Raw genomic sequence first — 26328 nt, 5'->3', positions numbered from 1 at the left:
GTTATTAATTATTAAAACATCGGGATTCAAATATCCAATAAGTTTTAATAATCCAGACAGCAACAATGAAATTAGCCAGATAAAAAAGTATTTTAAATTTCCTTTATCAAACAAAGTTTTTAGTATGCATCATTATGTATTATCTTATATATAGAACATAATATATAATGGATTCAAACAAACTAAAACTTAGATTAGACGATATTTCTGAAGTCAATCCAGCTTTAACTTGCTACCACAGAGATGATCCAGCTCCTGTGTTGCCATTAAGAGAGGAGCCTGATCTACTATCTTGGCTTGAAAATACAGGTAGACTCGTTGCAGAAAAAGATGGAGATTCCCAAGAGATTAGTACAATTGAGGAAGAAGAACTTTCAGCGCTAATGGGGGAAAAGGAAGATTATAAAACTGAAGAAGATCCTTCATTAGAAGATGATTGGGAAGATTAAAAAGTTAAAATTTGAATCTTTATTTATATTAATTACTTTTGCTTTAATAATTACCTCCTATTTTTTTAATAATTTTATTTTTACAGGAGTTTACATATTATTTTTCTTTATTTCTGTTTTTACAACGAAAAATGGTATAAAGATTATCAAAAAATTTAATTTACTTCAAAATATTAGGAATGAAGGCCCAGCTAATCACTTTAAAAAAAGCGATACTCCAACCATGGGTGGAATTTTTATTATTGTCCCTTTTTTAATTTTACTTTTAATAATAACTATCAATTTAGGTTCTCTAAAATTAAATCTTTTATTACTTAATATTTTTAGTTTCTTTGTTATAGGTTTTTTAGATGATTTTTTAAGCATTAAAAAAAAAGAGAACACAGGTTTAAAAACGAAAGAGAAATTATTCTTACAAAGTGTCATCTCAATAATTTTTATATTGTTAGCCTACGAAAAAAATTTAATCAGTCCCTTAATAACAATTTCTGACTCCTGGGGAATAAATATGAATATTTTCATATTGCCAGTTTCTTTTTTAGTACTAGTGGGCATAAGTAATTCAGTAAATTTGACTGATGGACTAGATGGATTAGCGGCTGGATGCAGTGGGATTATCTTTTATGGATTAGGAACAGAAATATTACTGAAAGAACAACAAGAACTTATTGTTTTTAGCATCTTATGTTTTTCGATGTCAGGCATATGCTTAGGTTTTCTAAAGTACAATAGTTATCCTGCAAAAATATTTATGGGTGACACCGGATCTCTAAGTATAGGAGCAATTTTGGGTTCTATAGCGTTACTAACCAATAGCATTTTTACCTTATCTATTTTCTCAGGAATATTTATTATTGAATCGTTATCAGTAATAATTCAAGTAGGGTTTTTTAAAATTACAAAAAAATTATTTCATAGAGGTAAACGCATTTTTTTAATGACTCCACTACACCACCACTTTGAACTTAAAGGAGTGAAAGAACAAAAAATAGTAGAAAATTTTTGGAAAATCAACATTTTACTCGTAATTTTAGGTATAGTTTTAAAAATCAATCTTTGAAAAATTTGTTATGAATTTTTTTACATGGAAAGATAATGGGTTAACAAGTGACTGCTCAAGTCTTGATGCAATGGCATCAAGATTTGAAGAAACCGCTAACTTAATGAAAAAACTATCTAAGAAGGGCTTTAAACTAAAGAAAACTCAAAATAATCAACTAATTCTTCACCCTGATCCTGAGGTTTTTGATCAATGGGGTTTTATAAGTGAGGAAGTCCCTTTTAAACAACTTTGTTTAATGTCAGATGAAGAATAACTAGTTGAACTTGAAAATTCTTTAGTAAGTACTGATAAATAATTGCGTACATGAGTGTTCCAACTAAAGTGCCTGTTAACACCCTCAATTCCATTTCTGCTCCATATTTTCCACTGATTATTATTTGATATTCCTTTTTCAAGAATAACTTTCAACTCATCAATATCAGTAACATCAACTAGAAGTCCATTTTCACATTTTGAACGAATTTCTTTAGGCCCTCCATCATTTGTTGATATTATTGGTAATCCACATGAAGAAGCTTCAAGAAGAGTTAAACCAAAAGGCTCTGTTAAAGCTGGATTTACAAATACGCCGCCTCTGCTAGCAGCCCACCTATATAAAGCAGGGATCTGATTTGGAAGATGTTTTTTTGGATAAGCTACCTTTCCATACAAATTGTATTTATCAATTGTTTCAAAAATATTATTGAAAACATCTTTTTGTTGAGGGTCAAGTTTTGAAGTACTATCTCTACAACCTAAAATCAAAATTAAATTAGTTTTTCTTTTTAATTTTTCAGATCTTCCATAAGCTTCAATCAAAGATGGAATATTTTTTCTTCGTACAGCTCTAGAAATAGTCAAAAATGGAGGTTTGGAAGAATCCTTGAGAAAAGGTTTCATCATGTTATCAATTTCAGCTGTCTCTGTTGTCGAGTGAATATGGTGAAATTTATTATGATCAACACCAGGTGGAATAACTTTAGCTTTATGAGGTGAAAAAGAAGAATATTGGGAATATTGATAAATTGACTCTTGTTTAGTGCTTGTAACGACAATATCTGCAGATTTCAATGCTTTTTCTTCTGCCTCAATTCTTTTACTTATAGAATAAAGTTTTTCTATTTGATTATTTTTTAAACCAGTATCAAGCAATTTCCTTTTTTTCTCTCTTCCTAGAGAATGACCAGTAAAAATAAGAGGAACATTTAGGGATTTACTTAGTTTAACTCCTACATAACCAGCATCTGCATAGTGTGCATGAATGAAATTAGGCTTTTTGTTTTTTTTATAGTAAGAAATCAGTTTTTCAGTTAAATGATCTAAATAAGGCCAAAACAATTCCTTTCTTATATATTTATTAGGTCCAAATTTGAATCTTAAAATTCTAACTCCAGGTTCTACAAACTCTTCTTTTTGAGAATACTCATGATCTACTTTAGGGTCGTTAATTAAACGAGTCACTAAATCTACTTGATCAACTTCTGAAGTATTTGCCAGACTTTTAATTAACTCTAATACGTATTGTGTTTGCCCTCCTGTATCTGCATCCCTACCTAATTCAAGATTTTTAGAGCGTATAAGACCATGCAAATGTAAATGTAAAAATTTAAACCTCATTCAGCAAATCCTCCGTTCAAGCCCTCTAATACAAATAAGCTGAAATTTGCAAAGAAAATATTAAGAAAGCATTATGATTTTTAAAATTTATTTAAAACGAAAGTTTTATAAAAGCAGATGAACACTGAAATAATGCTCCTCAAAAGAAGACTTTCGTTTTATTCAGATAATTAAAAATACAAAGAAATACAACAAGTATTTTTTAAATTAAGACCTTTTTAAGATATTTTGCTGTATGACTTATAGGATTTTTAGCTACATCCTCTGGAATACCTTCTGCAATGATTTCTCCTCCTTTATCCCCTCCATCAGGTCCTAAATCGATAATCCAATCTGAACATCTAATAACATCTAAATTATGTTCAATAACAATTACTGAATTGCCTTTATCTACCAAACGTTGTATCACATCCATTAATTTATGAACATCATAAAAACTTAATCCTGTAGTTGGTTCATCAATCAAATATAAAGTTTTTCCAGTAGCCCTTTTGGACAATTCCGTAGCCAACTTAACCCTTTGAGCCTCTCCACCAGATAATGTAGGGGCTGGTTGACCTAATTTGACATATCCTAAACCGACATCTACCAATGTAGATAATCTATCAGCAGCTTGAGGTATTGCAGAGAAAGTTTCTGCAGCTTGTTCAACAGTCATCTCTAAGACATCAGATATATTGAAACCTTTATATTTCACCTGAAGAGTTTCCCTATTAAAACGAGCTCCTTTACATACTTCACATTGAACATAAACATCAGGTAAAAAATTCATTTCAATTACATTCACTCCCTGACCTTTACAAGCTTCGCATCTTCCTCCTTTCACATTAAAGCTAAATTGACCAGCCTGATAACCTCTTGCTTTTGCTTCAACTGTGGCAGTAAATATCTGTCTTATAGGATCAAAAGCACCAGTATAAGTAGCAGGATTTGATCGTGGAGTTCTTCCTATTGGAGATTGATCTATAACGATAACTTTATCAATTGCCTTTATACCCTTTAACTCTTTTACACCTTGAGGAAAAGGGACTTTTAATCCTAGAGAATGACATAATGCAGGATGAAGTAATTCATTTATCAAAGTGCTCTTCCCACTTCCACTCACACCAGTTACAGAAACTAATCTTCCTAAAGGAAATTCAACAGAAATATTTTTTAAATTGTTTTTAGAGCAATTATTTAAAATTAAACTTTTTTTTACAGATGATCTACGTTCTTTTGGAGTAGGAATCGATTTCCTTCCACTGAGATAAGCTCCAGTTAATGACTTTTCTGAATTTAAGACATCTTGATAAGATCCTTTAGCGATAATTTCCCCACCATAAACACCTGCTCCTGGGCCAATATCTACTAAATAATCTGCAGATTTCATAGTATCTTCATCATGTTCAACGACAACTAAAGTATTTCCCAAGTCTCTTAAGCTTTTTAATGTTTCTAATAATCTGTCATTATCTCTCTGATGCAAACCAATACTTGGTTCATCTAATACATATAAAACGCCAGTAAGACCTGCACCTATTTGTGTAGCCAATCTAATACGCTGAGCCTCACCACCAGACAAAGTCATAGCTGGTCTATCTAAAGTCAAATAATCTAAACCTACATTAATTAAAAACTTCAAACGTAAACGAATCTCTTTTAAAACCAATTCACCTATCTGCTTTTGTTTTTCTGATAAAGATATATTTTCTTTCTTTGTCTTACCTAAACCCATGATGCGCTCTACATGATTTAGGGTTTCAGAAACGCTTATAGAAGTTAAGTCAGTAATTTTGTATGGACCAAGTTTCACTGCCAAAGCCTCAGGTCTTAATCTTTTTCCAGAACATGTCTTACAGGGAACTAATTCTAGATACTTTTCTAATTTTTGTTTAACTGATTCTCCATTGGCTTCATTCAATTGCCTTTCTAGAATTGGTAAAATTCCCTCAAAAGGTCTTTCAAAACCACTAGAAGTTTTAAAACGACTATCAGCTTGAATTAATATTGGTTTATCTGATCCCAAAAGTAGAACTTGTTTTTGCAAATCACTTAAATTTTTCCAAGGAGTTTTTAATTCAAAACCATAAGCTTGACCTACAGAATAAAGTAAAGAGAAGTAATAAGTATTGTCTTTCTCACTCCAAGGAGCTATTGCAGCATAAACAGGCAATGTTTTATCAGGTATAACTCTATCTTCAGTAAATTTTTTTAAATAACCGATACCATGACAATCTGGGCAGGCACCATATGGGCTATTAAAAGAAAATAATCTAGGAGAAAGTTCTTCCACAATAGAGCCATGTACAGGACATGCATAATTTTCTGAGTAGAGTTTTTCTCTCTCTAAGTTAGAAGGTAAATTTTCTCCTTTTTTTGGAACAACTTCTACTATTGCTAAGCCATCGCCTCTTTTGAGACAAGTTTGTAGTGAATCATTTAATCTTTCTTGTATTCCTTCTCTTGCAATTAATCTATCAACTACTACCTCTATGTTATGAATTTGATTTTTATCTAATTCAATACTATCAGCAAGTTCTCTTACCTCTCCATTGATTCTTACCCTAGCAAATCCTTCAGCAGCTAATCCGCTTATTAATTTTGTATGTGTTCCTTTCTTACCTCTTACAACAGGAGCCAACAATTGGTACCTTGTTCCTTCTGGTAAAAGAAGAATTTGATCCACCATTTCATCAATTGTTTGAGGCGCAATTGGAATCCCGCAGTGGTGACAATGCGGCTCACCAGCGCGACCAAACAATAATCTTAAATAATCTTGTATTTCTGTTACTGTTCCAACTGTTGATCGAGGATTATGACTTGTAGATTTTTGATCAATTGAAATAGCAGGTGATAAACCTTCAATATTGTCAACATCTGGTTTATCTACTTGACCCAGAAATTGCCTTGCATATGCAGAAAGACTCTCAACATATCTTCTTTGACCTTCAGCAAAAATAGTATCAAAGGCCAGAGAACTTTTACCACTTCCACTCACACCTGTAAACACTATAAATTTATTCCGAGGTAGAGAAAGATCGATATTTTTTAAATTATGCTGACGAGCTCCTCTAATATTAATTGAGTTATCTTCTCCAAAACTACTATCAACTTTATTAACCATGTTTAAATCTAAATTATGATTTAAAAAAACTATTATAGTAGAATTTTTTTTATTCTACGCAGCTGAGCGATCAAGAAGTCTAGAAGCATATTCGTTTACTTCGCATGAACCTCCACCTATAAGTTCTATTAGTTCATTTTTTCTTTGATTTTTTGTAGTTAATTTTGCAATTGAGGTATAAGTTATTCCATTAATAACGTTTTTATTAACTTTGAAATGAGTTGATCCCCTAGCAGCTAGGAATGGCTGATGTGTAATACATAAGACTTGTTGATTTTTAGAAATTTCTTTTATAAGCTCAACCAAAGAAAATAGAGATTTACCACTTAAACCACTATCAATTTCATCTAAAAAGAAAGTATTAGGTTGTTTAGAAATACTAGATTTAATAGCTAATAAAAATCTTGACATTTCTCCGCCAGAAATAACATTTGATAATGGAGCAAGCTTCTGATCAGGATTAGCCGAAAACAAAAAATTTATATCGTCAATTCCATCGCCAGAAGGCTTGCATTCAGAAAATTGAATTGAAAAATTTGCATTTTCTAAACCTAGATTATTCAAAATCGACATTACTGAATTTTGTAACTGTTTAGCAATTTTTTTTCTTTCAGTAGATTGAATAACAAATAAAGAATTTAAATTACTTTGTAAATTCTCAATCTGAGCTTGAATCCTGGAAATATCACTACCTTGATCATTTTGTTGAAAATACGTCTTTAATTGATCGCGCTTTTCAATTAATTGAGTAAGGTCCAATAAAAAAGTTCTCTCTAAGTTTTTTAAAAAGAATAATCTTTTTTGTATTTCTGAAAGATTAGATTCATCATTTTCTATTTCTTGCAAATATGAGTTTAGATCAAAAATTAAATCGTCAATATCAGCATGAATATTTAATAACTTCTCTCTAAATTTTTGAATCTTTAAATCGAAATCTGCTGTTTTATTTAAAATCTTTATTGATTTATTTATGAAAGAAATTACTGACGGCTCATCATGACTGAAATTATTTAAATTTTCTAATGATGATTTTATTGAATTATTAATTTCTAAATTATTTACAAGTTTTTTTTCTACTAACTCTAATTCTAAAATTTCTTCACTGGAACTTAAATCAGCTTCTTCTAAACTCTTCAACATGTGTTTAATTGCTAAGTTTTTTTCTTCTTGATTCTTAGAAAATTCTATTTTTTCATCCAATAATCCTTTTAAAACTTTAGTTTCTCCCCATATACTTTTTATTCTTTCGCTAGTCTCTCTAAATTCTTGGGAACATAAGTCATCAATAATTAATCTTCTCTTATCTAAAGAATCAAAAATGAAAGTGTCAGATTGACCTGCAGAATCTATTAAAAATCCTCCTAATTTTTCTAATGATTGTCTATTAATTGGTAAATTATTAAGGCTATATTTGGATAAGATTTTATTGTTTTTTTTATAAGATTTTCTTTTAATTTGTAATTCTGAAGAAGTTGTTTCAAAACCATTACCAATTAACCAATTATTAACTTGGGAAGAAGAAGAAAATATTGCCTCAATAACACAAAAATCTTTTCCTGGACGTATTAAATGTTTTAGAGGTATATTAGTTCCACCAAATAAAGCATTAAGGGAATCCAAAATTAATGATTTTCCTGAACCTGAATCCCCAGTTATGATATTCAAACCTTTTTCAAAATTAATTTCTATAATTTCTATTAAGGCAATATTTTCTATTTTTAGTTGTATTAACATGATAAATCTTCCATATAAAAAAATTAACTTCTTTTTTAAAAAAATAAAGGTTTTAAATATATAAAGTTATGAAAGAAGATTTTACTGATTTTATTGAAGTATCTGGACTATTAAATTATGATCCGGAAACAATTTCTAAAATTTACAAAAAAAATCCTAAAAGACTTTTAAAAAGACTTTGGCAAACGCTCATACCCATTTTTGCTTACATCTTCTCCGTTGGATGGGATAAATTAACTGGGAGATTGAAAAATGAACAACAAGCAAGATGTAGAGCAAGAGAATTAACAAATTTATTGGTAGAACTTGGACCTGCATTTGTTAAGGCAGGCCAAGCTTTATCTACAAGACCCGATATAATCCCAGGAATTCTTCTTGAAGAATTATCTGAATTGCAAGATCAACTCCCTGGATTTGATGGAGAAAAAGCCATGGAATTAATAGAAGAAGATTTAGGATACAAAATAAATGAGCTTTTTTTAGAAATTGATAGAGAGCCAATTTCAGCTGCCTCTTTAGGGCAAGTGCATAAAGCTAAATTAAAAAACGAAGAAATAGTTGCAATAAAAGTACAACGGCCAGGTTTAAGAGAACAAATAACCTTAGATCTCTACATAGTTAGAAATATTGCTTATTGGCTCAAAAATAACATCGGATTAATAAGAAGTGATTTAGTTGCTTTGATTGATGAATTAGGCAAAAGAGTTTTTGAAGAAATGGATTATCTAAACGAAGCTGCAAATGCAGAAAAATTTAGAGATATGCATAAACATAACAAAATGATTGCCGTACCAAAGATTTATAAAGAAATAACTTCAAGAAGAGTTTTAGCAATGGAATGGATAGAAGGTACAAAATTAACAAATTTAGAAAACGTAAAAAAATTAGGAATTAATCCTGATGAAATGATTGATATAGGGGTGCAATGCAGTTTAGAACAACTTTTAGAACATGGTTTTTTTCATGCAGACCCACATCCAGGAAATTTATTAGCCTTAGAAGATGGAAGATTATGTTATCTAGATTTTGGAATGATGAGCGAAGTTTCCAGAGAGTCTAGATCAGGATTAATTCAAGCAGTCGTACATTTAGTAAATAAAAACTTCGATAAATTGTCCCAAGATTTCGTAAAATTGGGATTTTTATCAGAAGAAGTTAATTTAGAGCCCATTGTTCCGGCGTTTCAAGATGTTTTCATTAACGCTGTTGAACAAGGTGTTTCGAAAATGGATTTTAAGAGCGTTACAGACGATATGTCTGGTGTTATGTATAAATTCCCTTTCAGACTTCCCCCATATTATGCACTTATAATTAGGTCATTACTCACATTAGAAGGAATAGCTTTAAGCGTAGATCCAAACTTCAAAATATTAGGCGCAGCTTATCCATATTTTGCGAGAAGATTGATGGAAGACCCTGATCCACAATTGAGGGAAAGCCTTAAAGAAATGCTTTTTGATAATAAAAAATTTAAATGGGACCGTTTAGAAGATCTTCTTGCTAACGCTGCAAAGCAAACAAATCTCGATTTGGAAAAACTTTTAGACGAAGTTATAAATCTTCTTTTTTCTACAAATGGAGGATTTCTTAGAAATGAGATAGTTGAAGGTTTAACGAATCAAATAGATTTACTTAGTCTAAAAATATTGAAAAGTTTGAATAACTATCTTCCACAATCAATTAAATTAAATACTATTAACGAAAATAATAACTTAAGTGACCTTATAATGTATGTAGAACCGTTGAGAAACTTTTTAGAGATTTTACAAAAAGTACCCGGGTATTCAATTGACATTTTTCTAAAAAGAGTTCCAAGACTTATAAATGAGCCCTATACAAAAGAAATGGGTATAAAAATTGCAAAAAAAGTAACTGAAAAAGGAGTAGTAAGACTTGTTAAGATTGCTGCTGGTGCAAATATCTAAATGAAGTTTAATAAATTATTAATAGTTAAAATATTTTTTATTTTAGTAATTTCTCCATTATTTAATATTCCAAAAGTTAATAGTGCAGAAGAAATTAAAATCACATACAACATATTTTCTAGAACAATTAAAGTAAATTCTTTAAAAACTTTTGCTAAAGAGGGTAAACTCTCAAAAAATTTAGAAAGAATTTTGAAAGCAACTGGTTCTCCCGATAATGAAATTAGAACAATTTTAAATAAAGATTTTGAGATTCCTATTACTATCGCAAGCAAACTAGTATATTCTGAAATAGGAAATGTTTTTTTTACAAGACTTTCATCTATTATCCATCCACCCAAAGCAACTGATGAAAGAACAGGTATGTTAGCCCTTAGAGCAAGCGTAATTCAAGGAATTCAAATAGGGAATGGAAAAATAAATCTAATAAATTTTTTTGAAGGATACCCAACCAAAACTGTAATTTTAGATGTAAGCGCTTTGAGCAAAGTTATGAATAAAGTAGAATCGATTTCAGAATTATTAACCTTTTTCACTAATTCTCCTCTAGAAAAAATCAAAACAAATTAAACGATTATGTTGTTATTAAATAAAATCAAAAATAAACTGCGTATTAATTACAGAAAAAAAAGGTGGCCAGGTCTAATAGAAGCTTATAAACAATATCTACCAGTTACAAAAAAAACTCCTATTATTTCCCTTAATGAAGGAAATACTCCACTAATTCTAAGCGATTCAATAAGCAACTTAATTGGAAACGGAACAAAAGTTTTTTTAAAATATGATGGCCTTAATCCAACAGGATCTTTTAAAGATCGTGGTATGACTATGGCAATTAGCAAAGCAAAAGAAGAAGGCCGTGAAGCAGTAATTTGTGCAAGTACTGGAAACACCTCTGCTGCTGCTGCTGCATATGCTTCAAGAGGAGGATTAAAACCTTATGTTTTAATCCCAGAAGGATTTGTTGCACAAGGAAAGCTTGCTCAAGCATTAATGTATGGCGCCGAAATAATATCTATTAATGGAAACTTTGATATGGCTCTTGAAATTGTCAGAGATTTATCCTCAGAACATCCTATAGAACTTGTTAATTCTGTTAATCCATATCGAATACAAGGACAAAAAACGGCAGCTTTTGAAATATTTGATGACTTAGGTCATGCTCCTGATTGGCTTTGCATTCCAATGGGTAATGCGGGAAATATAACTGCTTATTGGATGGGATTTAAAGAGTATTCAAAAATAAAAAGTAATCTGAAATTACCAATAATGATGGGTTTTCAATCCGAAGGCTCTGCTCCATTAGTAAAAAATATAATAGTTAAAGATCCAGAAACAATTGCAACTGCAATAAGAATTGGGAATCCTGTAAATAGAGAAAAAGCAAAAAAAGTAAGAAAAGAGAGTAAAGGAGATTTTCAGTCAGTTACAGATGAAGAAATAATCGATGCTTATAAAATACTCGCCAAAGAGGGGGTTTTTTGTGAACCTGCCAGTGCAGCATCTGTTGCTGGTCTAATTAAAAATAAAAATAGAATTCAAAAAGAATCGACTATTGTTTGTGTTCTAACTGGAAATGGATTGAAAGATCCTAATTGCGCTATAGAAAATAATGATGCTATTTTTAGGAAAAATGTAGAACCTTCATTAAAAAATATAACTAAAATCTTGGGATATTAAAATCCAAAAAAAATAGTGTCTGTGGAAATCAGTTAAAAACAAACCTCATTTGTTGAAAAGTATATAACAAGAAATTCTATTTGTTGAATAAATTTAAAATTTTAAAAAAAAGAAAAAAATATTCAACAATTAAGAAATTTTTTACACATATTCTTTTCTTCATAAACTAAATAAATAAGATGTTTAATTTAAGAATTCCACAGTTTCCACAAGAACTACTACTACTAAAGATTTTATTTTATTAATTTTTTTTATTAGAAAAGAGTAAAAAATAAATTTATTGAATTTAATTTACGAAAAAAGTATATTGTATTTGTAAAAAGTTCCAAATTCTGATGGAAATTATTTGTAATCAAAATGAACTAAATAATGCTATACAACTAGTAAGCAAGGCAGTTGCTGCAAGGCCAACGCATCCAATTCTTGCAAACATACTTTTAACAGCTGATGAAGGCACTAATAAAATTAGCGTCACAGGATTTGATTTGAATTTAGGAATTCAAACTTCTTTTGATGGAACTGTTAAAAATAGTGGAGCTATAACTATACCTTCAAAACTCTTATCAGAAATAGTAAACAAACTACCTAATGAAACTCCTGTTTCTCTAGAAGTAGAGGAGAATTCAGATAATATCCTAATAAAAAGTGATAGAGGTTCTTTTAACCTAAAAGGGATACCCTCTGATGAATACCCTAATTTACCATTTGTTGAAAGCGGCACTTCTTTGAATATTGATCCTATTTCTTTTTTAAAGGCCTTAAAATCCACTATTTTTGCAAGCAGTAATGATGATTCAAAGCAACTACTCACAGGTGTTAATTTTACTTTCAAACCAAATTATTTAGAGTCTGCTTCTACAGATGGCCACAGATTGGCTGTTGCTTTAATTGGTAATGAAGAACATATTGAAAATAAAGAAAACTTATCTTCAAATGTTGATGATTTATCTGTAACTATCCCAACTAGATCATTAAGAGAAATTGAAAAATTAGTATCTTTGAGAAGTTCAGAAAATTCAATTAAGCTTTTTTATGACAAAGGACAAGTAGTATTTATATCAACTAATCAAATAATTACTACAAGAACTTTAGAAGGTACTTATCCTAATTATTCACAATTAATTCCTGATTCTTTTTCTAAAATTCTAAATTTTAATACAAAAAAATTAATTGATGCATTAGAAAGAATTGCTGTTTTAGCCGATCAGCAAAGTAGTGTTGTAAAGATTAAATTAGATGATAAAGATTTAGCTTCAATCAGCGCAGATGCTCAAGATATTGGAAATGCAAATGAATCAATACCTGTTTCTTACTCTGGAGAAAATTTTGATATTGCATTTAACGTAAGATATCTGTTAGAAGGTTTAAAAGTGATTGCTTCTGAAAACGTACTTTTAAAGTGTAATATTGCAACTACTCCAGCCGTTTTTGTGCCAGAAGATAATCTTAATTCTTTTACTTATTTAGTTATGCCTGTGCAGGTTCGTTCTTAATTTGAAATTACCAAAAGAAATTTTATTAAGTGAATTACTAAATTATAATGTTAAGGGCAATATGGTCCTTAATTATGGAAATGGTGAAAATGTTTGGATGCACCCTCCAGTTCACCGGATTCTAGGATGGTACTCTCGTCCTTCAAATTTTGATTTAAAAAGAAATGTTTGGCGATTAAATCAAATCACTCAAATAATAGATAATGAAATTTATGTCAAAGGCGATCCAGCTATTTCGGATTTAGCAACTTTAAATAGGTTCCCAACTTTAATAGAAGCTAATCTTATAAATATAAATGGATCAAAAATAGGAGTGATTGCAGATTTTTTATTTGAAATTAAAACGGGAAAAATTAAATATTACTTAGTTTCTAGATCTAATCCTAAGATTCCAGGTTCTAGTAGATGGAAATTAACTATTGATAATATCAATGACCAACAACCGGGATTGGTATTCTGTGATAGTAATTCTTTAGATGATTTATCTTTAATTAAATCAAGTATTAAAAATGAATTTATGCAAAAAGGAAAAAAAATTTTTGATAGATTTGATGACATGAAAAATATTGCTTCTAACAGATTAGAGGATTGGCTTGAAGAAGATGAAGATATTAGCCAAAACTTAGATTTTGAAGAAAAAAGTTTTTATAATAATAAAAGAACATATATACCTTCTAGTGAAAAAAAAGAAGATGACCCTTGGATATAAATAATGATAAATCAAGAAAATAATGATCGATATGATCTCAATGAAGCATTACAAGTTGAAAATTTAACACTTAATGATTATGAAGAAATTTGCAAAAGATTAAAGAGAAAACCTAACAGAACGGAATTAGGCATGTTTGGCGTTATGTGGTCTGAACATTGTTGTTATAGAAATTCAAAACCTTTACTATCTAAGTTTCCCACTAAAGGTAAAAATGTTTTAGTTGGACCTGGAGAAAATGCTGGTGTTATTGATGTTGGAAACAATCAAAAACTTGTTTTTAAAATAGAAAGTCATAATCATCCTTCTGCTATTGAACCTTTTCAAGGCGCAGCAACAGGTGTAGGAGGAATTTTAAGAGATATATTCACAATGGGTGCAAGGCCAATCGCTGTCTTGAATTCATTGAGATTTGGCAACCTTGATAAATCATCAAATGTTGATTTACTACGAGGTGTTGTATCCGGTATTGCACATTATGGGAATTGCGTAGGTGTGCCGACTGTTGGAGGTGAAATTGAATTCGATGATAGTTACTCTGGAAATCCTCTAGTGAATGTTATGGCTTTAGGACTCTTAGAGACTGAGGAAATCGTTTGTTCTGGAGCTAAAAACGTAGGATCACCAGTGTTATATGTTGGTAATACAACTGGCAGAGATGGTGTTGGTGGTGCTAGTTTTGCTAGTTCAGAATTAACTACAACTTCATTGGATGATAGACCTGCTGTTCAGGTAGGTGATCCATTTGTTGAGAAAAGTCTTATTGAAGCTTGTTTGGATGCTTTTAAGACAGGGGATGTAATTGCAGCTCAAGATATGGGTGCTGCAGGTTTAACATGCAGTAGCGCAGAAATGGCCGCAAATGGAAATTTAGGGATATCTATTGATTTAGATTTGGTTCCTTCTAGAGAAGATGATATGTCCTCATACCAATATTTATTATCGGAATCGCAAGAAAGAATGTTATTTGTTGTTAAAGAAAAAAAAATTAATGATCTTATTGAAAAATTTAATAAATGGGGATTATATGCCAGTGTTATTGGTGAAGTGATAGGAACTAATGAGGTAATTATTTCTCATAAAGATAAAATTGTGGCCCAAATACCTACTGCTGCCTTATCTGATGATACTCCAGTAAATTTTCACAATGTGATTAATAACCCACCAGATGATCTTTTAAATAAATGGGAATGGAAAGAAAATGATTTGCCAGAAATTCATGATCAAAAAATATTTTCATTGAAGGAAAATAAGAATTTCTCTTTTTCCGAAATCATTTTAAAACTACTCTCTAATCCATCAATAGCTTCTAAACGATGGATTTTTAAACAATATGACTCTCAAGTTCAGTCAAATACAGTTTTTAAACCTGGAAAATCAGATGCAGCCGTAGTAAGACTAAGGGAACAAAATAAAAAAAATAAAACTAAAGTATTTTCTGGTGTCGCTGCTTCAGTTGATTGCAATAGTAGATGGGTTGCGCTTGATCCTTTTAGAGGATCTATCGCTGCCGTTGCAGAGTCCGCTAGAAATGTTAGTTGTGTTGGTGCTGAACCAGTAGCAATTACAAATAATTTAAATTTTTCTTCCCCTGAGAATGAAATAGGATATTGGCAACTTTCATCTTCATGTAATGGAATTGCTGAAGCCTGTAAAGCTTTAGAAACTCCTGTTACAGGAGGTAATGTATCTTTATATAATGAATCTAAAAATAAAGATAATCTAATTACCCCTATTAATCCTACTCCTGTTATTGGAATGGTTGGTAGGTTAGATAATGTCGAAAAAGCTATTAGTAGTGAATGGAAAAATATTGAAGATCAAATCTGGTTAATTGGTTCATATAAATCAGATATGACAATTGCAGCTAGTTCTTATCTGGAATATTTTCATGGAGAAATCACAGGTCGGCCTCCAAAAATAGATTTGCTGGATGAAAAGTTTTGCCAGAATTTTTTAAGGAATGCGATTTTAAACAGTCTTGTAGTTTCTTCTCATGATATAAGCGACGGAGGTTTAGCTATAGCTTTAGCAGAGTCTTGTATTTTGTCCGCAAGGGGTGCAACTATAGAATTAGAGAAAGATTTAAATAGAGTTGATAATTTATTGTTTGCGGAAGGGGGGTCAAGAATTATTTTTTCAATTAGTAAAATTAAACAAAATGCATGGTTTAATTATTTAAAACAAAATAAAAAAAATTTTCCATCAAGTGTTTATGTAAAAAAAATAGGATACGTATCTAGTCACTCGCTGAAAATAAAAATCAACGAAAAAAATATTTGCAATATTAGGGTTGAGGAATTAACCGAAAAATTTAATAATAGTATTTCAGATTATTTTTAAATATGAAAAAAATTTCTCAACTATTAATCATTTTAAGATATTAATTTATGTGCGGAATAGTTGGAATCGTTTCTTCAAATGATGTAAATCAACAAATTTACGATAGTCTTTTGCTTTTGCAGCATAGAGGGCAAGACTCAACAGGTATAGCAACAATGGAAAATACTGTTTTTCATATACATAAGGTTAAAGGTCAGGTTAATACTGCTTATAGAACTAGAGATATGAGGAATTTAATTGGCAAAATTGGATTAGGTCATGTTAGGTATGCAACAAAGGGATCAGCAGAAAGTGTAGAAGAGGCACAGCCTTTTTATGTTAATGCTCCTTATGGAATTGTTTTGATACATAATGGAAATTTGACTAATACAAGAGATTTAGAAAAACAGTTATTTAATGTCGACAAGCGGCATACAAATTCTTCAAGTGATACTGAAATGTTGTTAAATGTATTTGCCACAGAACTACAAGAACAAATTCATAATCAAGAATTAGAACCTGATATTATTTTTAATGCGGTCAAATCTTTACATAAAAGAATTCAAGGGTCATATGCTTCAATTGCGTTAATTTCAGGACATGGTTTATTAGCATTTAGAGATCCTTTTGGTATTAGGCCATTAGTAATAGGAAAAAGATTTTCATTAACCACTAAAAAAGAAGAATGGATGGTTGCAAGCGAATCTTTAGTACTTGAGAATAATGATTATGAAGTAGTGAGAGATGTAGATCCAGGAGAAGCTGTTTTTATAAATCTTGATGGAGAGTTTTTTTCTAAGCAATGTTCTGAAAATCCAAGGTTATTTCCCTGTGCTTTTGAATATGTTTACTTAGCTAGGCCAGATTCAATTATGAATGGAATTTCAGTTTATAAAGCTCGTTTAAAGATGGGAGATTACTTAGCAGAAACAATAAAAGAAACAATCAATTCTGGAGATATTGATGTAGTTATGCCCATTCCTGATTCTTCTCGACCCGCGGCAATGCAAGTTGCAAGACAGTTAGGGATAGAATATAGAGAAGGTTTTTTTAAAAATAGATATGTTGGCAGAACATTTATAATGCCTGGTCAGCAGAAACGTAAGAAATCTGTAAGGCAAAAATTGAATGCCATGAGTGCAGAGTTTAAAAATAAAAATGTATTAATTGTTGATGACTCGATAGTAAGAGGTACTACTTCAAAAGAAATTGTCCAGATGGCTAAAGATGCAGGAGCAAATAAAGTTTTTTTTACATCAGCAGCCCCTCCTGTTCGTTATCCTCACGTTTATGGAATTAATATGCCTAATAGAGATGAATTAATAGCTCATAATAGGACAATAAGTGAAATCGCAGATAAACTTGAAATTGATAACCTTGTTTATCAAAGTGTTGAAAGTTTGCGTAAATCCATAATTGGTGATTCTCCTATTAAAGGTTTAGAGATGAGTTGTTTTACTGGTGATTATGTAACTGGAACAGTAAATCAAGAGTACTTAAATTGGGTTGAAAATGAATATAAATCTTAGTCGAGAAAATTTTCAAGTCGGAAACAATTTTCAAGGTATTCATCATCATCTAATTTTAAACAATCAATTAAAAAGTTTGATTTATTGGATTTGAAATTTAATTTATTTAGGTCTAATCTTGCAGATTTATTTTTATTAGTTTCAATATCAAGGTAATGGTTACTGGCCATTATTTTGAGGAAGTAATCGTTTTTAAGTTGGGTTTTTTCATTCAAATATCCCAAACTGTATTCATATGAGCAGTAAATTTCATTACTATTTATGCAAAAGATTTTTCCTTTTTTAGATATTAAAAAAATATTTTCTCCATCATTAAATGTACAACAAGAAACGATTTTTTCTGAGGGTAAAAGTTTTGCAATTTTCAATCCTTGGGATTGTTTAGAAGTTGGTGTTAAAAATTTATTTGATAAATTAAATTTAAAAATTCTTCCTATAGAGGTTAATATTATTAAATCTTGGCTTTCATTAGAAATAAAAGAATCAATTGTTTTTAAATTATTTTTTAATTTTGTAATAGTGAAAGATCTATTGCTTTTAATCATATCTTCGTCAAATAAAACTTTTTTAAATTTTCCATCTGAATTTAATATGCATAAATAATTTCTTGTTTCTTTTTTAATTGAATGAAAATTTATTATTTCATTTGGATGAATATTTCCAAGAATTTTATTATCTAATTTATAGTCTTTATTAATACTTGATTCCCAATCAATGTTAAATACTTTTCCAGTATTTGTAATTCCAATTAATTTTATATTTTTTTCAATATTACATATAAATTTTTGAATATTTTTATTATCAATAATTTTATTTACAACCTCAAATGATTTCTTGTAATTACTTAAAAGCATCTTTTTCAAATAAAGTCTATTGTCTACGTATAATTTTGTTTTTTTATTTATAAAGTCTTCTAATATCTGATTATTAAGCGTTTCTAATTCTTCATTTTGATTTATATTTTTAATTATTTTTGTTTTACGTATAACGTTGTATTTTTTCTTTAATACTAATAATTCTTCTATAAGTAATTCAAGTAACAATTCTCTTTCGTTCAACAATTTTTGAAAATAATTCTTTTTTTCTTCTAAATTTTTTATATCATTATCAATTTGATTTTTTTCTAGATTTGTTAATTTTTTTAGTGGCATATCCAAAACAGAATTTGCCTGTTTTTCACTTAAGAAAAAATTTTCTATTAATTTTGATCTAGCTTGCACAGAATTATCTGATTCTTCAATAATTGTGATAACTTTTTTTATGTTTTTTGTAGCTTTAGATAAACCTTCTGATATTTCTAGTTTATCAAGAGTGTTTTTCAGAAAATAAAAAGTTCTTTTTCTAATTGTTTCTTCTCTAAATTCAAGAAAATTGTTGAGATATTTTTTCAGATTTAGTTGTACAGGTTTACCTTCAATTAATGCTAAGAATATTGCACCAAAGTTTGTTTGGAGAGTTGTTTTCTTATATAAATTAGAAATAACAAGTTCAGAATTAGAATCTTTTTTTAGTTCTATTACAATTCTCATTCCATCTCTGTCGCTCTCATCCCTAATATCAGAAATCCCAATAATCTTACCTGAATTAACAAGTTCTGCGAGCTTTTCAATCCAACCTGCTTTATTAATTTGGTAAGGAAGTTCCGTAATGATTATTGCATTTTTTTTATGTTTCCCTTTGCCTAAATTTACCTCTTCCGTATTTAAAACTCCTCTTATAGTTATAGATCCTTTTCCAGTTTGATAAAGTTCTTCTATTGCTTGACTATAAATTAATTCTCCACCTGTAGGAAAATCAGGTCCTTTGATAATGTTAGAAAGTTTTTTATCACTAATATCTTTATTTTTAACTAAGGCAACTAAACCATCTACAATTTCGCCTAGATTGTGAGGGGGAATATTTGTTGCCATCCCAACAGCAATACCTGATGAGCCGTTCAACAATAAAAATGGAAGTTGGGCTGGAAGAACATCTGGTTCTTTTTGAGAACCGTCAAAGTTATTTGAAAAGTTTACTGTTTCTGATCCAATTTCTTCAAGAAATCCCTTATGAGCTATTGGAGCTAATCTGGTCTCAGTATATCTCATTGCTGCCGGCGGATCATTATCTACAGATCCAAAATTTCCATGGCCATCAAGAGTAGGATATTTAGTTGAGAAATTTTGTACTAGCTTTACCAATGCATCGTAAACTGCTTGATCTCCATGAGGGTGGTATTTTCCAAGTACGTCTCCAACAACTCTTGCACACTTTCTGAATGGTTTATCAGGAGTTAAACCTAATTCATACATTGCAAAAATGATTCTTCTTTGTACAGGCTTAAGACCATCTCTTGCATCAGGCAACGCACGTCCAACTATGACGCTCATCGCATACTCCAAATAAGAACGTTGCATTTCTTCTTGAAGCGAGATGGAAGTGAAGTTTTTCTTATCCATTAAAGCGCAAACTTGAATAAATATTAATTAACTAAATTAAGACTAATAGGTAAAACAATATTTACCAGTATTGAACACTAAGATGATTCATTTATTTTGGATTTTGCCAGTATTACATCTTTTCTTAGTTGTTCATTTTGTAAAAGAATTTCCGTAGTGGCTTGTAATTTTTCTCCCCATAACTGTTCTCTTCTAAAATCATAATTGACATATTTGGGATCTTTAGCCAAAGCTTTTTTTGCTAATTGAATTGCTAATTTATTATCATTGATATTTATACATGAGGCTAGGCCTAGTAATGGTTCAGCATTTTCTTCAATTGAGATTGCACTTTCGAAAAGTTTGATTGAGAGATTTATATTGTTTCTCTCGAAATAAGCTAAACCTTTGTTATTGATTGCTTGCCAGAAATCAGGTTTAATTTTTATAGATTTATCAAACAATTTGATAGCTCCCAAATAATTTTTTTCCATTAATAGAATATTTCCTAATTGAAAAATAGCTTTGTGGTTATTAGGCTCAATCTTTATTCCTTTTTCTAAAGCATTTTTTGCTTTTGTCTCTTCGGAAGTTTTTAAATAAACATTACTTTTAGCAAAATATATTTCGCTAATATTTGAATTGATCTGTTCCGCTTTATTTAGAGAATTTAATGCGTTTTTGTATTTTTTGTTAGCTATTTGTGCTTCAGCCAAAATCAACCATAGTTTTTCATCTTTTGAATTAATTTTTACAGCTACTTTGGCTAAGTTAAGACTGTCTTTATATTGACCAAAATAAAGTAGTTGATATGCATTTTTGCCAATATATAAACTTTGCTTTTGTAAATTTTTTATTGTTGGCAAATAATAATAGGGAACTATTGCTCGAACTCTTTCTATTTGAAAAAAGTAAAAGCAGATTAATGAGATCCAGATTGTTTTTTTAAAAAACTTCTTCATATTTTAATTTTATTATTCTCTATATTTGCTTGTATGTTTCTTTTCCACATCCACGGTTTAATTCTTTTCAAAGTAGTTCCTTTAAGATTTTCTTGCCATGTTTTATCGTCCCAATCTAGGGACTCAATATTAAGATTTTTAATCCATTCTTTCGGTGTAGTTTCAGAATTATTGTTGTATGCCACTGATTTATTCCATGGACAAACGTCTTGACAAATATCACATCCTGCAACCCAGCCACCTAAATTTTTTTTTATTTTCTTTGGAATAGTTTTATTTCTGCTCTCTATTGTGTGATAGGCAATGCAAAGATCTGATTGTATTACAAATGGTTCTACGATTGCCTTTGTTGGACAATGTTCGATACAAAGATCACATTTTCCACAAAGTGATTGATGAGGTTTATCTGGCATTAAATCTTTTGTGAGAAGCATAAAACCCAAAGTAAACCAAGAACCGTTTTTTTTACTTATTAAATTACTATTTTTGCCTATCCAACCAATACCTGATTCCTCTGCCCATGCTTTTTCAAGAAGTGGAGATGTATCAACACATATTTTCCATTTGCAATCAGGGATTTCTACGTTGATCCATTTACCAATATTCTTTAATTTTTTGTGAATTACTTTATGATAATCATCCCCTTGGCCAAATTTAGCAACCTTGAGGAAATTATTGTTGTTGTTTTGTGAATTAATGTAATTAAATCCAACGCTTAAAACACTTTTTGCATCCTCAAAAAGTGAGTCTATATTTTTTCTTTTTTCTGCTTCCATCCATTTCATTTCACCATGATAGTTATTTGCTAACCATCTTTCTAATGCATTGGTTCTTAATTTTACGCGCGAACTACCTGGTATTGAAGCTATTCCGGCAATTGTAAAACCTTCAAAAATAGCTCTTTCTTTTAATTTTTTACTTATTTCTTTTTTGTCTTGAATCGTATTCATCATTTCTTTTTCTTTAAAGCATTTCTTTTAAAAGTTATTTTTGGAGAATAAACTTATAAATAAAATAGATATATTTAAGAAAAATATATCCTAACTTAGTAAAAACAGTTAAATTATTAGTAAAGTTAATATAGTTAAAACGTTATTTTGGTTGAATCTAATCAAAATCAAGATTCCAATCTAGGATCTAGGCTGCAACAAGATCTTAAAAATGATCTTATTGCTGGGTTGTTAGTTGTAATACCACTAGCAACAACAATCTGGCTGTCATCACTAGTAAGTAAATTTGTTTTAACGTTAGTTACTTCAGTCCCAAAACAACTTAATCCTTTTATTAACTTAAATCCTTTATTACAAGATTTAATTAATCTCACTTTAGGTTTAACTGTTCCTTTATTAGCTATTCTGCTTATAGGCTTAATGGCGAGAAATTTTGTAGGAAGATGGTTGTTAGAATTTGGCGAGGGTACTTTATCAAAAATTCCAGTAGCTGGAGCGGTCTATAAGACTCTTAAACAATTACTAGAAACTTTCTTAAGTAATAAATCTAATAGATTTAGACGAGTTGTTTTAGTTGAATATCCTCGTGAGGGACTATATAGTGTAGGCTTTGTAACTGGAGATGTAGGACCTTCTCTACAGCCAGAATTGGAAGAAAAGTTACTTAGTGTTTTTATTCCTACAGCACCAAACCCAACCACTGGATGGTATACACTTGTTCCTGAGTCTTCTGTTAAGGATTTGGATATTTCTGTTGAAGATGCTTTTAGAACAATAATTTCTGCTGGGATAGTTAATCCAGATGAGAAAAATAACACCACAAATCCAACATTTTCAAAATTGTTTTCTCAATTACGAGCTTCCACTAATACTTCTTCTTAATTGATGCATAATAGATCCCTTTCTAGAGAATTATCTTTAATTTCTCTTGGCCTTATAAAAGATAAAGGTGATTTTAAATTAAATAAATTTCAGATAGAAGAAATTTTTGAATCTGCTTTGGATTCTCTAATAAACCATTGCAGAGAGCAATTAGATAATTGCGAGTCAGAGTTAGAAAATGCTTCACAAAAAATATTAGATAGTGAATTGCAAGAGGGTGTTGGTTCCTCTTATTCAAATGTTCGAGATGAGTTAAAAAAATCTCTTACAAAAATTGAAACCGTAATGAATACACTCTCTGTAACTTTAGACTTTCCAAAATTAATTGTTTCTAGCGGTCAAATAGATATTAGAGAGGATGTAAATCAAAGGATTTGTAATATAGTTAATAATCTTAAAAGTATTGATTCTGATATTGATCAAGTAATGGATGGCTGGAGATTAAAAAGATTACCAAGAATTGATAGGGATATTCTGCGTCTTGCTTACGTTGATATCAATTTTTTGAACACACCTGTAGCTGTTGCTTGTGATGAGGCTGTTAATTTGGCTAATAAATATAGTGATTTGCAAGGAAGAAAATTTATTAATGGAGTTTTAAGGAGATTACAATCAATTTAATTGTCATAATTATTTGATATAAATAAATAGTATTTAGAAAATTTTAATTACGAACTATAGGTAATAATGACTAATACTGATTCTGATAATTCTCGTGAATGGGCTGCACAAGCTTATGCACTTTTAAAAAAACGACAAGAAGAGCAAAAGCAAGAATTAGAGAAACAGGAAGAGCAAAAGCAAGAATTAGAGAAACAGGAAGAGCAAAAGCAAGAATTAGAGAAACAGGAAGAGCAAAAGCAAGAATTAGAGAAACAGGAAGAGCAAAAGCAAGAATTAGAGAAACAGGAAGAGCAAAAGCAAGAATTAGAGAAACAGGAAGAGCAAAAGCAAGAATTAGAGAAACAGGAAGAGCAAAAGCAAGAATTGATTTATATTCCTAATACAGAAAATATTGCTGGTCAGTCTAAAACTATTGCTGAACCTGAATTAGGAGAATTTGATGATAATTTTACTTGGTCTGCAATGGTACTAGCTGCTCAAGGAAAAAAAATAAATCAAATTTCGATTGACGAAATTGATTGGTTAACTAAATTACGGAGAGGATTAGAAGAAACCCGAAAAGGATTTGTCACTGAATTATTGGATAAATTGGGAGATGATCCTCTTACTCCTGAATCTCTTGATGATTTAGAGACTCTATTAATAAGAGCTGATGTAGGGATTGATTCAACCGATAAAGTTATAAGTTCACTTAGAACAAAATTAAACGAGGAAGTCGTTGGAGCAGAAGCAGGGATAAAATTCTTGAAGAAGGAATTAAAATTAATTATTGATAAACCAATAAAAAATTCGGGCTCTGATCTTTTAGTTCCCCAAAAGGGTAAATTAAATGTCTGGTTATTAGTAGGAGTTAACGGTGTTGGTAAGACTACTACATTAGGAAAATTAGCATATTTGTCATCAAGAAGTAATTATAAAACTTTGATTGCTGCTGCTGATACTTTTAGAGCGGCTGCAGTAGAACAACTTAAAGTGTGGGGAGACAGAAGTAATGTTGACGTTATATCTAATCAATCAAAAAATGCTGATCCAGCTGCTGTAGTTTTTGATGCAATTAATTCTGCAAAAAAAAGAAATGTTGATTTATTACTTGTTGATACAGCAGGTAGATTACAAACAAAAAATAATTTGATGGATGAATTAGCAAAAATAAAAAAAATTATTGATAAAAAAGTCCCAGATGCAATTGTTGAATCATTATTAGTTTTAGATGCTAGTCAGGGACAAAATGGCTTAAAACAAGCTAAAAGTTTCGCTAAATCAGCAGATTTAAGTGGAGCAATTATTACTAAATTAGATGGCACTTCTAGAGGAGGTGTCTCTTTAGCTGTATCTGAAGAAGTAAATTTGCCTATAAGGTTTATTGGAGCTGGAGAAGGTATAAAAGATTTGAGGCCTTTTAATAGTTATGAATTTGTAGAGGCTATGCTTGCAGATAAATAAATATTTAATTAATTTTTTTTAAAAACTTAAATTTAATGTTAAAACATATTTATCTAATAGATTTGTTTTGACAAATAATCAAAAAGAAGAAATATTTTCGAATAAATTTATCCAAAATTTTTTAGAAAATGATTCTAAAGTAAATCTAAAAAATAAATATAAATTTGCTGAAATTGCATCTTCCTTAGCATATTATTTAAAGTCATTTTCCAATATAAATAAATTACTGGATTATGTATGCTTAATTTTTAAACATATTTTTTCTGAGAATATAATTTTAATTATGCCTTTAAATTACGAGGGGGAGATATGGAATGAAAATATTAAAATTTCTGCTAATTATAAATATTTAACATTTCAAGAAGAGATTCATTCTTTTTTGCATCAATTTCATTTTTCAAAAAATTTTAAAATAAAAGAAATTCTAACTTTTGAAAATGCTTTAAAAAATAAATTTAAAAAATATAAAATTGAAACAAAAAAAATAATATCTAGAGGCAAATGTAGAGGATTTATTTATATTTTTAGTGAAGATATTTCTAGACGGTCGATTACTGAAGATAGTAATTTTAACTTTATTGAAAATTGTCTAGCTGTTGGATTAGAAAATCACTACTTAATAAAAACAAAGAAAAAGCATGAAAATGTAGATAGAGAAATTTCAACTGGTGCTGAAATTCAATCTCAATTATTACCCGATTATTGTCCAATTATCCATGGTATAGACATGGCTGCGCACTGTAGACCAGCTCTTCAGCTCGGTGGAGATTACTATGACTTTATGTGCTTAAAGACGAATATCTCTGAAAAAAGGAAAGAAAAATCAAGATGGGCTTTTGTAATAGGTGACGTCATGGGTAAAGGGATTCCAGCCGGTCTTTTAATGACTATGTTAAGAGGAATGCTTCGTGCAGAGGTTCTTACAGGTTTGCCTCCAGATAGAATTTTGCACGATTTGAATCAACTAGCACTAAATGATTTAGATCAATCGCATAGATTTGTGACATTATTTTACTCAGATTATGATCCTAGAACTAAAAAATTGAGATTTGCTAATGCAGCCCATAATCCTCCTCTGCTTTGGAAAAGTGCAGATCAGAAAATTTTTAAATTAGACGCAAAAGGATTTGTTCTTGGACTACAAAAAGATGCTGAATATCACTGTGGTGAAATAAAGCTTAATCAAAATGATTTAGTTCTTTATTATACAGATGGAGTAATTGATACTTCTAACTCTTTAGGACAAAGATTTGATGAAGAAAGATTAATTAAAATTCTTTCAAAATTATGCAAGCAATCTTATACATCCCAAGAAATTTTAAATAAAATATTTAAAAAGTTAGATGATTTTACAGGGCAAAATAGACATCTTGAAGATGATGCTTCAATGGTTATTTTTCAATTGAAATAGATATTTTTTGTCACTTATATAAAATAATGCTTT

Annotated in this window: 20 protein-coding genes; 14 read left to right on the top strand and 6 right to left on the bottom strand. The window is 30.0% G+C overall.

Annotated features, from left to right (window positions below):
* Nucleotides 1–167 precede the first annotated feature (167 nt).
* The 3 genes from BS621_RS04760 to BS621_RS04750 are packed head-to-tail and all read left to right on the top strand — an operon-like array spanning nucleotide 168 to nucleotide 1765.
* Nucleotides 168–449: a DUF3134 family protein gene (locus BS621_RS04760; protein WP_025923746.1), complete on the top strand. Its 282-nt coding sequence runs from the start codon at nucleotides 168–170 to the stop codon at nucleotides 447–449.
* Nucleotides 433–1509 (top strand): phospho-N-acetylmuramoyl-pentapeptide-transferase, encoded by a 1077-nt coding sequence (mraY, locus tag BS621_RS04755; protein ID WP_077142010.1) that lies wholly within the window; start codon nucleotides 433–435, stop codon nucleotides 1507–1509. The genes BS621_RS04760 and mraY overlap by 17 nt, the downstream gene beginning before the upstream one ends.
* Nucleotides 1510–1519: 10 nt before the next feature.
* Nucleotides 1520–1765: a hypothetical protein gene (locus BS621_RS04750; RefSeq protein ID WP_025882542.1), complete on the top strand. Its 246-nt coding sequence runs from the start codon at nucleotides 1520–1522 to the stop codon at nucleotides 1763–1765.
* Here the strand turns inward: BS621_RS04750 and BS621_RS04745 are convergent.
* The 3 genes from BS621_RS04745 to BS621_RS04735 all read right to left on the bottom strand — a co-directional run bounded on the left by BS621_RS04745 (nucleotide 1699) and on the right by BS621_RS04735 (nucleotide 7948).
* Nucleotides 1699–3108, bottom strand: coding sequence for a glycosyltransferase (locus BS621_RS04745; RefSeq protein WP_077142009.1), 1410 nt, complete (start codon nucleotides 3106–3108; stop codon nucleotides 1699–1701). The two genes, BS621_RS04750 and BS621_RS04745, sit on opposite strands and share 67 nt — an antisense overlap.
* 202 nt (nucleotides 3109–3310) lie before the next feature.
* Nucleotides 3311–6214: an excinuclease ABC subunit UvrA gene (gene uvrA, locus BS621_RS04740; protein WP_077142008.1), complete on the bottom strand. Its 2904-nt coding sequence runs from the start codon at nucleotides 6212–6214 to the stop codon at nucleotides 3311–3313.
* A gap of 54 nt (nucleotides 6215–6268) precedes the next feature.
* Complete coding sequence (locus BS621_RS04735; RefSeq protein WP_077142007.1) at nucleotides 6269–7948, bottom strand: AAA family ATPase; 1680 nt, start codon at nucleotides 7946–7948, stop codon at nucleotides 6269–6271.
* 68 nt (nucleotides 7949–8016) lie between these two features.
* Here BS621_RS04735 and BS621_RS04730 point away from each other — a divergent pair, with 68 nt between their 5' ends.
* The 7 genes from BS621_RS04730 to purF all read left to right on the top strand — a co-directional run bounded on the left by BS621_RS04730 (nucleotide 8017) and on the right by purF (nucleotide 17606).
* Nucleotides 8017–9873 carry an ABC1 kinase family protein gene (locus BS621_RS04730; RefSeq protein WP_077142006.1) on the top strand — a complete coding sequence of 619 codons (1857 nt, stop codon included), beginning with the start codon at nucleotides 8017–8019 and terminating at the stop codon, nucleotides 9871–9873.
* On the top strand, nucleotides 9874–10443 hold the full coding sequence (locus BS621_RS04725) for an alpha/beta hydrolase (RefSeq protein ID WP_077142005.1): 570 nt from the start codon (nucleotides 9874–9876) through the stop codon (nucleotides 10441–10443).
* Between the two features lie 6 nt (nucleotides 10444–10449).
* On the top strand, nucleotides 10450–11553 hold the full coding sequence (thrC, locus tag BS621_RS04720; protein WP_077142004.1) for a threonine synthase: 1104 nt from the start codon (nucleotides 10450–10452) through the stop codon (nucleotides 11551–11553).
* Nucleotides 11554–11888: 335 nt separating this feature from the next.
* Nucleotides 11889–13046, top strand: coding sequence for a DNA polymerase III subunit beta (gene dnaN, locus BS621_RS04715; RefSeq protein WP_077142003.1), 1158 nt, complete (start codon nucleotides 11889–11891; stop codon nucleotides 13044–13046).
* 1 nt (nucleotide 13047) lies between these two features.
* Nucleotides 13048–13755 carry a PRC-barrel domain-containing protein gene (locus tag BS621_RS04710; protein WP_077142002.1) on the top strand — a complete coding sequence of 236 codons (708 nt, stop codon included), beginning with the start codon at nucleotides 13048–13050 and terminating at the stop codon, nucleotides 13753–13755.
* Between the two features lie 3 nt (nucleotides 13756–13758).
* On the top strand, nucleotides 13759–16098 hold the full coding sequence (gene purL / locus BS621_RS04705; protein WP_077142001.1) for a phosphoribosylformylglycinamidine synthase subunit PurL: 2340 nt from the start codon (nucleotides 13759–13761) through the stop codon (nucleotides 16096–16098).
* Nucleotides 16099–16145: 47 nt separating this feature from the next.
* Nucleotides 16146–17606, top strand: coding sequence for an amidophosphoribosyltransferase (purF, locus tag BS621_RS04700; protein ID WP_077142000.1), 1461 nt, complete (start codon nucleotides 16146–16148; stop codon nucleotides 17604–17606).
* Here purF and BS621_RS04695 read toward each other — a convergent pair.
* The 3 genes from BS621_RS04695 to queG all read right to left on the bottom strand — a co-directional run bounded on the left by BS621_RS04695 (nucleotide 17603) and on the right by queG (nucleotide 21938).
* The gene (locus BS621_RS04695; RefSeq protein WP_077141999.1) at nucleotides 17603–20044 is read right to left on the bottom strand and encodes a DNA gyrase/topoisomerase IV subunit A; all 2442 of its coding nucleotides are present in this window, start codon (nucleotides 20042–20044) and stop codon (nucleotides 17603–17605) included. The genes purF and BS621_RS04695 overlap by 4 nt on opposite strands.
* A 77-nt stretch (nucleotides 20045–20121) precedes the next feature.
* Entirely contained in the window at nucleotides 20122–20985 is an 864-nt protein-coding gene (locus BS621_RS04690) for a tetratricopeptide repeat protein (protein ID WP_077141998.1), read from the bottom strand.
* A complete protein-coding gene (gene queG / locus BS621_RS04685; RefSeq protein ID WP_077141997.1) occupies nucleotides 20982–21938 on the bottom strand; it encodes a tRNA epoxyqueuosine(34) reductase QueG in 957 nt (318 codons plus the stop codon). The genes BS621_RS04690 and queG overlap by 4 nt, the downstream gene beginning before the upstream one ends.
* A gap of 144 nt (nucleotides 21939–22082) precedes the next feature.
* Between queG and BS621_RS04680 the strand changes: the two genes are divergently transcribed.
* The 4 genes from BS621_RS04680 (at nucleotide 22083) to BS621_RS04665 (ending at nucleotide 26295) form a co-directional block, all read left to right on the top strand.
* Nucleotides 22083–22817 carry a DUF502 domain-containing protein gene (locus tag BS621_RS04680; protein ID WP_025931176.1) on the top strand — a complete coding sequence of 245 codons (735 nt, stop codon included), beginning with the start codon at nucleotides 22083–22085 and terminating at the stop codon, nucleotides 22815–22817.
* 3 nt (nucleotides 22818–22820) lie between these two features.
* Complete coding sequence (gene nusB, locus BS621_RS04675; RefSeq protein ID WP_077142669.1) at nucleotides 22821–23438, top strand: transcription antitermination factor NusB; 618 nt, start codon at nucleotides 22821–22823, stop codon at nucleotides 23436–23438.
* 66 nt (nucleotides 23439–23504) lie between these two features.
* Nucleotides 23505–24884 carry a signal recognition particle-docking protein FtsY gene (gene ftsY, locus BS621_RS04670; RefSeq protein ID WP_077141996.1) on the top strand — a complete coding sequence of 460 codons (1380 nt, stop codon included), beginning with the start codon at nucleotides 23505–23507 and terminating at the stop codon, nucleotides 24882–24884.
* A 67-nt stretch (nucleotides 24885–24951) separates the two neighbouring features.
* Entirely contained in the window at nucleotides 24952–26295 is a 1344-nt protein-coding gene (locus BS621_RS04665) for a PP2C family protein-serine/threonine phosphatase (protein WP_077141995.1), read from the top strand.
* The last annotated feature ends 33 nt before the right edge of the window (nucleotides 26296–26328 follow it).

Origin of the sequence: Prochlorococcus sp. RS04 (assembly GCF_001989455.1) — a bacterium.
GTDB lineage: Bacteria > Cyanobacteriota > Cyanobacteriia > PCC-6307 > Cyanobiaceae > Prochlorococcus_A.
This window is presented reverse-complemented; position numbering and strand designations above follow the sequence as displayed.

Bases quoted from the DNA above. Each gene is read 5' to 3' on its own strand.
- BS621_RS04760 (WP_025923746.1), top strand. From the start codon at position 168: ATGGATTCAAACAAACTAAAACTTAGATTAGACGATATTTCTGAAGTC.
- purF (WP_077142000.1), top strand. From the start codon at position 16,146: ATGTGCGGAATAGTTGGAATCGTTTCTTCAAATGATGTAAATCAACAA.
- BS621_RS04750 (WP_025882542.1), top strand. From the start codon at position 1,520: ATGAATTTTTTTACATGGAAAGATAATGGGTTAACAAGTGACTGCTCA.
- BS621_RS04725 (WP_077142005.1), top strand. From the start codon at position 9,874: ATGAAGTTTAATAAATTATTAATAGTTAAAATATTTTTTATTTTAGTA.
- BS621_RS04690 (WP_077141998.1), bottom strand. From the start codon at position 20,985: ATGAAGAAGTTTTTTAAAAAAACAATCTGGATCTCATTAATCTGCTTT.
- ftsY (WP_077141996.1), top strand. From the start codon at position 23,505: ATGACTAATACTGATTCTGATAATTCTCGTGAATGGGCTGCACAAGCT.
- BS621_RS04695 (WP_077141999.1), bottom strand. From the start codon at position 20,044: ATGGATAAGAAAAACTTCACTTCCATCTCGCTTCAAGAAGAAATGCAA.
- BS621_RS04730 (WP_077142006.1), top strand. From the start codon at position 8,017: ATGAAAGAAGATTTTACTGATTTTATTGAAGTATCTGGACTATTAAAT.
- thrC (WP_077142004.1), top strand. From the start codon at position 10,450: ATGTTGTTATTAAATAAAATCAAAAATAAACTGCGTATTAATTACAGA.
- uvrA (WP_077142008.1), bottom strand. From the start codon at position 6,214: ATGGTTAATAAAGTTGATAGTAGTTTTGGAGAAGATAACTCAATTAAT.
- dnaN (WP_077142003.1), top strand. From the start codon at position 11,889: ATGGAAATTATTTGTAATCAAAATGAACTAAATAATGCTATACAACTA.
- BS621_RS04745 (WP_077142009.1), bottom strand. From the start codon at position 3,108: ATGAGGTTTAAATTTTTACATTTACATTTGCATGGTCTTATACGCTCT.
- queG (WP_077141997.1), bottom strand. From the start codon at position 21,938: ATGATGAATACGATTCAAGACAAAAAAGAAATAAGTAAAAAATTAAAA.
- purL (WP_077142001.1), top strand. From the start codon at position 13,759: ATGATAAATCAAGAAAATAATGATCGATATGATCTCAATGAAGCATTA.
- mraY (WP_077142010.1), top strand. From the start codon at position 433: ATGATTGGGAAGATTAAAAAGTTAAAATTTGAATCTTTATTTATATTA.
- nusB (WP_077142669.1), top strand. From the start codon at position 22,821: ATGCATAATAGATCCCTTTCTAGAGAATTATCTTTAATTTCTCTTGGC.
- BS621_RS04735 (WP_077142007.1), bottom strand. From the start codon at position 7,948: ATGTTAATACAACTAAAAATAGAAAATATTGCCTTAATAGAAATTATA.